The sequence below is a fragment of the Mesorhizobium loti CJ3sym genome (assembly GCF_000472785.1).
GTDB classification, from domain to species: Bacteria; Pseudomonadota; Alphaproteobacteria; order Rhizobiales; family Rhizobiaceae; genus Mesorhizobium; species Mesorhizobium loti_E.
Window position 1 is genome coordinate 32157 of the sequence record NZ_AXAL01000039.1, and the last position, 13002, is coordinate 45158.

3 protein-coding genes (1 of these 3 cut by a window edge) are annotated in these 13002 nt (G+C 60.2%); all 3 read left to right on the top strand.

The annotated features are described in order from the left end of the window. Positions 1–12363, top strand: the final stretch of a protein-coding gene (locus A3A9_RS40195) for an LEPR-XLL domain-containing protein (RefSeq protein WP_033839016.1). Its footprint begins 17283 nt before the window's first position; 12363 of the gene's 29646 nt are visible here — the last part of the coding sequence; the start codon falls outside the window, past its left edge; the stop codon is at positions 12361–12363. 25 nt (positions 12364–12388) lie between these two features. Beyond that, positions 12389–12595 (top strand): hypothetical protein, encoded by a 207-nt coding sequence (locus A3A9_RS45460; protein WP_027062475.1) that lies wholly within the window; start codon positions 12389–12391, stop codon positions 12593–12595. A 205-nt stretch (positions 12596–12800) separates the two neighbouring features. Then, positions 12801–13002, top strand: a 202-nt coding sequence (locus A3A9_RS0133495) for a transposase (RefSeq protein WP_027062476.1), incomplete at its 3' end; no start/stop codon positions are given.

A 13002-nucleotide genomic window follows, 5' to 3' on the forward strand; every position in this document is an offset into this window, starting at 1 on the left:
GTTGCAGGCCAGCACAACGGCACCTGGGACTACGCGACGCAATACAATCCGCAGGCCGGATGGCGCTACGGCTGGTCAGTGGCGACAAAGACACTGGAAAGCGTCACGACCACCTACGGAACGTCTGCCTGGCTCGGCATTGATTTCCTCGCCGCCGACCCGGCCAACGTCGTCGACACGACATACACGTTGCTCGAGAAGCCGACTCTGGTTCCCGGCAGCGACTATTTCTATCAGAGCAACGTCTCGTCCCCCTACACGCACAGTTCCGCGACGGTAACGCTAAGCCAGACCGATCCGGTGCCGGGCGACAAGTGGACGACGAGCACCTGGTACGGCAAAAAGACCTACTATCAGAAGTTCACCACCGAGCGGCGGACCCAGACCACCGCCACCAACTCGATCAAGGCCGACCTGCCGGTTCAGATCAGCTTCATCGGCTACGAGGAAGCAACGGTTAAGATCAATTCGACCGGGTCCGGCAAGGTCATCGTCGACAACGGCATCTACAATGATACCGGCCTCACGCAGATCGTTTCCAATACAACGATTGAGGCCAGCAACGACGATTCCGTCGTGCAGGGGGTGCGCGTCACCTTAGACGGCAATCTGGGCGTGGGCACCGCCCAACGGCCGTTGCAGATCGATCTCGTCGATCTCTACCCGGCGGGATACAAGGGCGTGCCGGGCCAATCGACGGCCTATGCCTATCTGACTGGTCACTCGGCGAATGGTGACATCTATATCAAGGAACGCACCGGCGACATGTCGATCAATTCGGTCGTCGCCGACAAGGGGAACGTGACGTTGACGTCCCAGGCCGGCATCGTCGTCGCCGATTCCGGTCCCGGCAGCTACCTGCAGGGCCTGGTCAAGGGCGCGAAAATCACGCTGATCGCCGACACCTATGTCGATGGACAAGGTGCGTTGCCTGCGGGCGCACAGGGTGGCGTCGGCAACTCGGCGCTGCGTCCGCTGCTGATCGATTCCGGCGACACAAACGACGACAAGGTCAATATCAGGGCTCAGGGCGATGTTTATGTCTCCGAGACCACTGGCGACATGCACCTCGAGCGGTTGATCACCGAGGGCAATGTCTGGGTCCAGGTCCAGAATGGTTCGCTGCTCGATTGCGACGACGTTTCGGTCAAGGACAAGCGTACCTACGACGAGCTGAAGGCGGGCGTGTGGACCGATCTGCAACTGACCGGAACCACCGGTGTCCAGGACAAGATCAACTCAACGTTGCTCGGCTACGAGCTGCTGAAGCGCGGCGACTACGACACCTACTGGCGCCTGAAGGGTAGCTACGATTCGACCTCGGGAACGGTGAAGCTTAGCGACGCAGAGCGGCAGTATTACGAAGACACGCTCTCGCCGGCGGACGCCGCGGCGGCGATTGCCACTCTGGAGGCCTCGCGCACGGCCCAGTTCAACAGTCTGGACGCAATCTATGCCAGCTATGGCTCGACTTACCGTGCAGACATCGAGACCGCCTACAAGCAGTATTGGGCTTATCGTCACACGCAGGCGGATTCGACCAGCTACAATCCCGGCGCCGCGGCCGGTCTGACCGCGGGTCAACTGGCCGATTATTCCGATCTGCAGAAGATGTTCGGCCGGCTGGGCGAGACCCAGCAGGACACGACGCTATTCATGAGCGCCGACATCAAGGCCGACTATGACCAATACTGGAATTACCGGAGCGGCCAGGCCGACCCGACCAAGTTCGACCCCGAATATGTCGTGGCAATAACCGGCGCCGAGTTGGCCAGTCTGACCAGCGATCTGACCACGAAGGCTCAGCTCAGTGGCCTTTCGGGTAGCGCTCTCGACGCTTACGTCGCCGATGGAATCCAGACGGAGCGGGACAGCCGCACCGTAGAGTACCGCAAGCTAAACGAGCAGTTTGCCACGCTCAACGAGACGCAAAAGGACGCTGGCCGGACCTTCGGCTACAAGCTTCTGTTCGCGGTCGGCGACAAGGCGACCGAACTCACCAGCACGATCAAGGTCTGGTCCGAGGACGAATTGCTAAACGCGTTCGGAGCCGGGCTGACGAAGTCAGTGACCGATACGGAAGTGGTGATCGAAAGCTCCAACATCGTTGGCAAGAACATCGAGATCCACACCAGCCAGAACATCGGCAGCGTGCTCGGCGAATTCAACCTCGATCTGGGCGACGGCAATCAGCACATCATCCTGAATGACGACCAGCGCGTGGCTCTTGCCGCGGCCGAGCGGCAGGACATCGTCTATGTCGGCGGCTATGAATCATCGCCCGGGGTGGTTTCCAGTGCCTATATCGGTTCGACGATCGTCGACTTTGCCGCGCTGCCCAACGGTACCCAGGGCACCATCACGCGCGCCAGCAACTGGCCGACCGGGACGTTCAAGGCGGGCGATCTCCTCTACATCGCCGGCAACAACACGCAGAACATCACCGAGGACGACGCCTATTTCACCATCGCTTCGGTGGTCGGCAATGTTATCACGGTCAATCTTGCACCCGAGCAGTCGATGGTCACCGAGCTTGGCCGTACGGTCACGATGGCCGCCGTGGTCGATGATCCGACGAGCACGACCGAGCGCATCACCCGCATCATCGTCAATCGGCGCGAGGACGTGGATCTGACGGTTGGCAATCTGCTGACGGCCAAGGCCGGTGGCGCTATCTACCTTGGATCCGAAACCACCATCAAGCTCGCCAATATCGTCGCGGGCGAAGGCCATGCGGACGGTGATGACATCCGCATCAAGACCAGCGGCAGCCTGATCAATGCCGCGACAAGCGGCGTCAATCTGGACGGCGCCAACATCCTGCTTGAAGCCAGCAAGGGCCACATTGGTGAGGACGGAAAGCCTGTTACCGTGACGATGCGCGGCGAGGGCGGGTTGATCGCACGGGCGCAGGACGATGTGCGCATCACGGCGCCGATCAGCGATCTCAGGGTGGAATCCGTCTATTCCAAGAGCGGCGACGCTTTCCTGACCGCGACGGTTCAGTCGATCCTCGACGCTCTGCCGGGCTCGACGGCGACCAAGGTGCAGGCGCAGCACATCTCGCTCAGTGCCGGCGGTAGCATCGGCACGAGCAACAACGCGCTCGAGATCGACGTCACCGGTGCCCTGTCGAGTGATCCGACCATCAACGCCACCAATCGCGGCACGATCATCGCGGTCGCGGGCGGCTCGATATTCCTGACTGAAACCCATGGCGACATGAATGTCCGTGGCATCCGTTCGATCAACGAGGATGTCACCTTGGTCGCCAACGAGGGATCGATCATCGACGCCGAGCTTCCGGATCCAAACTACAATCTCACCATTCCGGACTCGAACATCGACCCGTCGCATCCGACACGTGCGGTGGTGCTGCCGAAAGCCGACGTCATCGGACGCAACATCAACCTGACAGCCCATCTCGGCATCGGTACGGTTGCCAATGAACTCGACATCGACAGCTCTTCATCGGGACCTGGCACCGTCAGCGCACACACCGACCTCGAGAGCATCTACCTGATCGAGACTTCTGGGGATCTCGTCCTCAATGAAGTGGGTGCCGGCACGGCCAATGCAGCGGCGTTCGCGGATGCGGTGGCCTTCATCACGGCAGTCAACGGCAACATCCTCAACGGTCGCGCCGACGGCCTTGCAAACGTCATTTCGAAGAAAACCTATCTGTTTGCTTCCAAGAACATCGGTACGTCTTCGAAGCGCGTAACGACCTCGGTCGCCAATCTCGAATCCTGGTCTTACGGTGACGACACCTGGATCCAGAACCTGGGTGCGCTCGAGGTTGGTGGCGTGCGGGCCGAGACGTCCGGCGTTAATGCCGGCGGTGGCGCCTATATTATGGCCTCAAGCCCAATCCTGATCACCGAAAGCAGCGTCGCGGAAAAGACGACGCTTGAATTCTGGGCCGAGGATGACCTTGAAGGCACGCACATTGGCGATGACGACCTGCCCGACAACATCACAGTCGCTGCGGGCGTGACGCTTGAAGCCTCGGTCGGCGACGTTCGCCTGCTGGCCGGCGACGACGTCTACACCGATGCAACGTCGGTCATCATCTCACCGACCAAGATACTGATTGCCGGTGACTATCAGGCGCCGAACGTGCCCGATCCAGATCCGGGTGTGGGTTCCAACATCGAGCTGCATGGCACGCTGCAGGCGCCGCAGATCGAGATTGCTGGCGGCCGCGACAAGGACAACATCCTCATCGACGTGGCCGCGCTGCGCGGCAACACGCTTGTCCATGGCGGAGCCGATGACGATCTCATTACCGTCAACAAGCTGCCGTCCATGACCACCTATCAAGGCGTCGACGTGGCGCCTGGCGCCAATGGCCTGCCGGCCTTTGGCCGCGATGCGACAGGTCGCGTGATCCGCGACGAACTGACCATAGACGGCGAGGGCGGCACGGATTCTGTGGTCGTCAACGTTGAGGGTGATGCCGATTATGTCATGAACGTCCATGACACCGGCGCTGGCGATGACGGTGTGGACACGCTGACGATCGAGGGCACAAGCCTTGCGGATACCTTCCTTTTCCGCAAGAATTTCATCGCCCACATGGTGCCGGATGGCGCTGGCGGTTATCTCTCCGCCGTTGAGCGCATCAACTACGACGCCACGAGCAACGGGCGCGTCATCGTCGAAGGCAATGAAGGCGATGATCGCTTCTACTTCGACGACAATTCCGCAATCCTCACCGTCGATGGCGGCGAAGGCAACGATTTCTTCCAGGTCGGCCAGATTTTCGGAAGCTCGCGTGACCAGAAGGTCGATGCTGAAGGGAATCTGGATCCGAACGGCTCCTACGCGATCATTTCGCAAGAGGACCGCTTCGAGACGACCGAGACCACACTCGGCTATCTGTCCGAAGGCATCACCCTGCCGGCCGTGCTCTATGGCGGCACCGGAGAGGACATGTTCGTCGTCTATTCCAACCATGCCGATCTGAGGCTGGAGGGCGAGGACGGCAATGACGAGTTCGTCATCCGGGCTTTCGCTTTGCCAGAGGGCGTCAACGTCAAGGTCAATGGCGGTAATGGCGACGACCTTATCCAGTACAATGTCAACGCGCCGGTCGACATCGATGGCGGCGCCGGCTTTGACAGGGTTGTCGTGCTGGGAACGGAACTTGCCGACACGTTCGTGATAACCAAGGATGGCGTGTACGGCGCCGGCCTCACGGTCAAGGTTACAAACGCCGAAGCAATGGATGTGGACGGCCTCGAAGGCAACGACACCTTCTACGTGCTCTCGACTGCCGACAACATCGTCACCACGCTGATCGGCGGCCTGGGCAGTGACACGTTCAACGTCGCTGGCGATGTGACCAAGACCGTGGTTTCGGACGATGCCAATGGCGACAGCGGCACGATCACCCATACGGTGACCAGCGCTGATCCGCGCTATAACGGCCTGTTCACGCGCGGCATCGATCTGACCACAAAGGGCAGCACGGCCGTAGCCGTCGACACAGGCGATGGGATTACGGTCAAGGAAGACGATCCGACATCGGTGGACAGCTATATGCTGACGCTGCCGATGGCGCCGGTTGCCGGCACCATAGCCTATGTCACCATATCGGCCGCGCAGGCATCGGCGCAGCAACGCGCCAAGCAGGGCCAGACCATCCTGGTTTCGCTGACCGGAAACGCCGACGATTGGCACGAAGCCGTGACGGCTGCTTTCGACAGCGGCAATTGGGCCGCTGGACAGCTCATCTACGTCGAGGCGATCTCTGACACAGCAGAGGAAGGCAAAACCGTAGTCGCCATCAGCCACTCGGTCATCAATGTCGACAGCAATGGCGTCGCGCAGGCGCTGGACAGTTTTGCAATTCCAAACGTGCTGGTCACTGTCATCGACGATGACAAGCCGGACGCCATCATCACCGAGAGCGGTGGTTCGACAAGCGTATTCGAAGGCGGCGCCGCCGACGACTATACGGTCGTGCTGAGCAAGCCGCCGGCCGCGGGCGAAACGGTCACGGTATCGCTGTCTTCCAGCAGTGATCAGGTCAATCTATCGCGCACTGCCATCAAGTTCGGGCTGGTCGCGGATGCCGCCAACGATATCTTCGCCTGGAACGACGCACAAACGGTGTTCGTCTCGTCGCCGACCGATTCCACGCCCGAGAACCGTATCGTCGCGACGATCAGCAACACCGTCACATCGGACAAGGCGGATGGTGTTTATGCTGACGTCGATACCCAGAAGGTCAGCGTCGAGGTGGTCGATTCCGACACCGCAGCCGTGCAGATCATCGAAACGAACGGCAGTACGGCCGTGTCGCAGGCCGGCGAAACAGACAGCTACCAGATCGTGCTGACGACGCAGCCAACCGCGCCCGTCACGGTTCACATCGCCATCGATGGTCAGGCCAAGGTCGATCTTGGCGCCTCTCCAGGGGTGCAGCAGGACGCAAGCGGCTATTTCGTGACCTTCGATGACACCAACTGGGACCAGCCCGTCACCGTCAACCTGATTTTCGACTCGACCGGCGAGACGCCTCCGGACGGCATCCGCGTATTCTCGCAGCAGCCGCATGACTTGACCCGCATCGGCGGACCTCTCTTCGTCGAGGGCGGCGTCGGACCGGAAGACCGTTCGTTGACGCCTTCAGTGGCTCTGCCAGACGAGTTCAATCCGGAAGTGATCAGACAGATCGAGGTCGACAACGGCACCGACGTCGATCAACTCGTCGTATTCAGCGACACAGCCCAGGCGCCGCTGACCGGCGTGCTCACCGATACCCACATTTCGGGCCTTGGCATGCCAGCGAACCCGCTGTCGGTCGATTACAATGATGGCAATCCGCCGGTCGATGTCGCGCGCGGCATCACCTACACCAACCTGCAAATTGTCGAAGTTCTGCTTGGCGTCGCCAACGACAACTTCACCATCGACAGCACCAAGGACCAGACCCTGACGGTCGTCCACGGCGGCGGTGGCAGCGATACGCTGACTGTCCATGACAGCACCGGACCGGTCGTCCTGTTCGGCGACACCTCGGCCAACGGCTTGCGCTACAGTTCGACGCCAGGCGCGCCAAACGGTACCGCCTATTCGTTCCTCAACACCGGCAACGACATCATCGATGCCTCGGGTGCCCATGGCGTCGTCGTCATCGATGGCGGTGCCGGGACAGACACGCTCACCGGCGGCCACGGCACAAACTTCATCGCCGGCGGCGCCGATAGCGATCACATCATCGGCGGCAAGGACGGCAAGAACTGGATCATCGGCGACTCCTCCTTCGACGTTGACTATCTCAACCGCACCGTCATCATCGACGATGACGGTATCAACGCTCAAGGCGTTACCGAAACCCCCGGCGCCGACATCATCACCGGCGGCGATCTCGGCGACGTCATCATCGGCGATCATGGCATCATCACGCAGGTCGCGACGATCGACGGTTCCGATCTCGTGCTGGTACCCGGCACGCTCGACATGATGGTCGACCGCGCGGTGATCAAGGTGGAGACATCCAATCCGTCGGTCGGCGGGAACGATGATATCGATGCCGGCGATGGCCCTAACATCGTGTTCGGCGGCTTCGGTGCCGACATCATAAAGAGCACCGGCGGCCAGGATGTGATCGTCGGCGACAACGGCAGCGCCGAATTCGCGAACGGACTGCCGACGATCGTCAAGACCACATATCCGGAATTCGGCGGCGCCGACCAGATCACCAGTGCCGGCGGCCGTAACATCCTCGTCGGCGGTTCGGCCGGCGACACGATCAAGGTGCTCGGCGGCAGCCCCATGGACATCGGCGACGTCGTGCTTGGCGACAATGGCGTGATCCTGTTCGACGCCTCGGGCAACGTCACCAGCATCGAAAGCACTGATCCAATCTATTATGGCGACGATGACATCAGCACAGGTGCGGGTGACAACATCGTCATCGCCGGCTCGGGCAACGACAAGGTCACCTCGCAGGGCGGTGATGACGTTATCCTCGGCGACAACGGCAAGGCGACTTTCGAAAACAACATCCTTATCCGGATCGAAAGCACGTTCGCCGATTTTGCCCCATTGTTGAATGGCGTGCCGGTGGTGATCGGCTACAAGGATACGATCAAGGCCGGATCGGGCAGAAACGTCGTTTTCGGTGGCAATGGCGACGACGACATCACGGCTGGCGACGGCGACAGTGTCATCCTCGGTGACAACGGCCTCGCGATCTTCGATGCACAAGGCCGACGCGTATCGATCGAGACGACGAATGTCGCCTATGGCGGCAACGACACGATCACCATCGACAGTGGCAATCACGTGTTGATGGGTGGCTCGTTTGCAGACACGATCATCGCTGGTGGCGGCAATGATGTCATCCTGGGTGACAATGGCCTGGCGCTTTTTGTCGACGGCAAGATGACATCCGTGCGCAGCGCATGGACCGAGAATGACGGCATCGACGATATCCAGGCGGGCAATGGCAGCCATGTCGTGTTCGGCGGCGGCGCCGGCGACAAGATCAAGATCGGTACGGGCAACAGTGTCGTGTTTGGCGACAGTGGCTATGCCGAATTCGACAACACCTTGCCGACGCTTGCCTATTCGATCGACACCGCCAAGGGTGGCGCCGATACGATCACGACCGGCGATGGCGACAACATCGTTGCCGGCGGCGCCTTCGGCGACACGATAACCACCGGAAATGGCGCCGATGTCATATTCGGCGACAATGCGCGGTTTGAATTCACAATCGCAACGGTCCTGGGACAGCGCGTTGCCAATCTGCAGAGAGGTTTCACCATCAGCCCGCTCGACGGCGGCAATGACCTGATCAACGCTGGCGGCGGCAACGACATTGTCGTCGGCGGCACCGGAGCCGATGAGATCCATGGTGGCGCCAATGATGATCGGCTGTTTGGCGATAATGCGCTGTTTGACCTGACGCTGCCAGAAAACCAGCGGATCATTTCGATCTACACCACCGTTCAAGACGGCGGCGGCAACGACGCGATCTACGGCGATGCAGGCAACGACATCATCGTTGGTCAACAAGGCAACGACCGTCTGTTCGGCGGCGATGGCGACGACGACATCACTGGCGGTCACAATGTGGTCGGCGGGGCCGACGGCGATGACTATGTTGAAGGTGGAGCAGGCGAAGACGTCATACTGGGCGACAATGGCCTGATCGCCCGCAAGGTGGTCGGGGGAACGTCCTGGAAAAATACCGTATGGCAGCTCGATCCGGCGGTGCCGGGCAAGGCAGCTTCGCTGCTGCGCGATGTTGTCAGGTTCGACCTCATCGACGGTGTCGGCGGCAAGGATGAGATCCATGGCGGCGATGGTGACGACCGGATCTTTGGCCAGCGCGGTGACGATCGTCTGTACGGTGACAATGGCATAGACGAGATCGTTGGAGGGCTTGGTTCCGATACGATCGAAGGCGGTGCCGGTGTTGATTATCTTCTTGGCGACGAGGGCCAGGTTCTGCGCGCTTATAATCCCGACGGCACTGCCTTGCTGAACAGCGACGGCAGTTGGCATCGCGATGTGGTTCTGGAAGAAGTCGCCACGGCGGTCAGCGTCGTCTCGATAAGTTCCAGCAAGACGGTCTCGCGCACCAATCTGGCGTCGAACTTGCTCAATCCGGATATGCTGCTGGTTGGCGGGGTCGTCGACGCCAATGGCGTCAAGGTGACGTTGGCCGGCGGCACATGGGATACGCAGGCGATCGGCATCGACCTTGAAGCCGCTTATGACGACCACATCGATGGCGGCGACGGCAACGACGTGATCTTTGGCCAACGTGGAAACGACACGCTTCTCGGCGGTAGTGGCGACGACACGATCTTCGGCGACCGCGCGTCCAATGCAAGCGGCTTCCAGACGGACCTCCCCAAGATCGTCAATGCCTATCGCATCATCGGTGCGGCAGCAGGCCTCAATATCTCGCTTCCGATCGGCGGCGAGCTTGTCGTGCCTGCCGTCAATTTGCTGCCATCCGAACTGACCAATTCCCTGCCGCAGATCGAAATTCTGCCTGGAGCCAGCGGCTTCCTCGGCGAGTTCTCGGCAAAGAACGACATATCGCATGTCGACGGCAAACATATTGAAGTGTTTGCCTCGGTGCTGTCCGATGTGACGCGTGTGAAGGATTTTGCCTACGGCAACGACACAATCGACGGCGGCTCCGGCAAGGATACTATTTTCGGTGATGATGGCCGGATAACCACCATCACCGAGACCGGGCTGACGGCTATCGACAATGAGGTTGCCGGCCTGTCGGTTTCCATGAACGATCTCCTGGTCGATCTGGCATCGTTGGGATTTGCCAAGAACGCGCTGGATGCGATACCGAACGCGGCCATGGTCAACATCACGATCGGTGCCGATCAAATCATCGGCGGAAACGACGACGATACGATCTTCGGCGACACTGGAACCATCATTGTCCCGGCAACCGCGCTTACGCTGGTCGGTCCCAATCTCACAGCCGGTGCGCTCAGCCTGCACAACTGGCTGATGGATTTCCAGACCGTCGTCGCCGACATGTCTTACACGGCGCATGCGGCCGGCGAGCAGGTGATCGCTGATTTCGGCGTTAAGACCAACACGACAAACGCCACTTTCGTTGCCGGCCAGTCGGCACTGCGGCCCGCAACCTATCGGCTGAACATCGGGAATGATGTCATCCATGGCGGCTTGGGCAACGACCTTATTATTGGCGACAATGGTGTTGTCGTGCTGCCGGTCGTGAACGCCGCGAATTCCGCGACGCTTGCGGGCATCTCGACCGCCGAGCTATCAGCTGTCAACGCTGCGCTGATGGCCCAGGACAAGGCACGAACCACGGCACTCGCTGCCCATATAAGCCGAGACGACGCCATCAACGCGAATGCCAACAAGGTTGGCAACTGGCTGTTCGGCAATGGTCTGGGCTATGGTCTCAATGTCGGCAACGATCAGATATTCGGTGACGATGGCAATGACATTCTTATCGGCGACGTCGGTTTGATAGAACAACCGATGACAACGATAGCCATGACTTCATCGACGGCAAAGGGTGTCGCTGACGGCCTGCAGAATGCTTTCTTCAAAACGATAGACCGTCTCTATCTCGGTAATATCAGTGCCAAGAACGCCAGCGCCGAGGCTTGGGGCGTGCAGTCCGCGCTTGCCAAATCCAAGGCTGTCGACTGGTCGAAAAATGGATCGAAGAGCTCTTGGCTGCTCGATACCAAGGACAAGCGACAGGCGCAGCGGCCCGCGGCCGACTATATCGTTCTCAACAGCGATGTCATGGATGGCGGGATCGGCAACGACTTGATGTTCGGCGATATGGCGGCCGTTCTGCCGATCGTCAGCAGTTCCACAGGCGCCGGCATGATCCAGAGCATGCGGGTTCTTCCCGTCGGCGAGACGGGTGCCACGCTTACCGCCACGCTTCGCTACGTCTACAATTTCGGTGCCTTTGGAGCACTGCATGGCGTGGTGACGACAGATGTGAACACGCCGTCCCTGTTCAAGATCGATGCTGACAGGCTGATAGGCAATGACGGCGACGATGTTCTCTACGGTCTGCTCGGGGATGATTATGTTTCCGGCGGCATCGGCAATGATCAGCTGTCTGGCGGCAATGGCTTCGATACCGTCAATGGCGGCATCGGCACAAATATTTACGCCTTCGATCGCAAGCGCGATAAGGTCGAGGCAGGCGGCGGCAAGGATGTGGTGCGACAGACACTCGACGCAAGCTCCAGCAGCTTGGTGCTGGGTGGCTCATGGATCAGTCCGCTTATGACGCAACTTGGCGCCAATGCCAGGACGGCGGCGGCATCGTTGGATCCGACCGGACTGAATCTAGTCAGGTCCGGCACGGCGCCCAAACTGGCCAAGGGCGTCAGCACGACACCCAAGGTTATCAACACGATCACGACCACGCCGGTCTATCGGCCGACCGCTGATCTGACGTTCGTCAAGGGCTTCGACGAAACGACCTTGCCCAGCGAAGATGATGTTTCGCCCATGATGATGCTGATGGCACTTGCGCCGGACGTGGACGTGACGGGACTGTTCATGACATTCGCGGCTCCGCAGCCGCAAAAGAATGCGCGGCTTGTCGCGCCGGCGGCAAAGAGCAGCAGTGCAAACCTGTCGGAGCTTATCGCAGGCATTCGAAACGGCGATATCACCATCAAGGGGACGACAGCCGTCGCGACGCCACTGAACGAAATCATCCGCAGTGTTCGCAACGTCGTGTTCCGGGTTGCAGAAGAGGTGGGAGCAGACCCCTATCTTGACCTCGATGTCTTGTTCTTCGATGCCGACACAGGCGCGTTCGTGTTGCACGCCGATCACGATGACGACATCGCTTTTCACTAAGGCGAGTGCAATAGACGGGAGAGCGATGGATGAGTTCCTTGACCTCGAAAACGCGACCCGCCACTTGCTGAAGTCGTCCGGCTTTCGCTTGGGCAAGGTTGGACGCAGGGCGTTTAAGCAAGCAGTGCGCCAGCCGGTGGCGGACGATCCGCTGCCGGTCGAGTTGATGGACGCCAAGCTGTCGGCGCGCGGCGCTATGGAAACAGTATTGCCGACTGCGATCGCCTCGTGAAATGTTCGGGCGCAGCGAACCGTGCCGAGGCCTCGTGGCGATTGCCGGCGTCGGCCCGTGACGGCGCTCTCGTCTATGACGGCGTTCGCGGAACCGACGCACTTCCGCGGCGCACGCTAGGCCGGGGGATTAGGGTCAGGACCTATTAAAGTTCTTGCGGAGACAGCAAACGGCTGATTCATTGGCGGTGCGAGGAGGCGCTGCAATGAGTGATTTGATCTGGCTGTCGGAGGCGCAGATGCGCCGGATCGAGCGGCATTTCCCGCTGTCTCACGGAGTGCCCAGGGTCGATGATCGGCGGATCGTCAGTGGCATCATCTTCGTGATCAGGAACGGCCTTCGGTGGCGCGACGCGCCCAGCGAGTATGGTCCCCACAAGACGATCTACAACCGCTTCATCCGCTGGA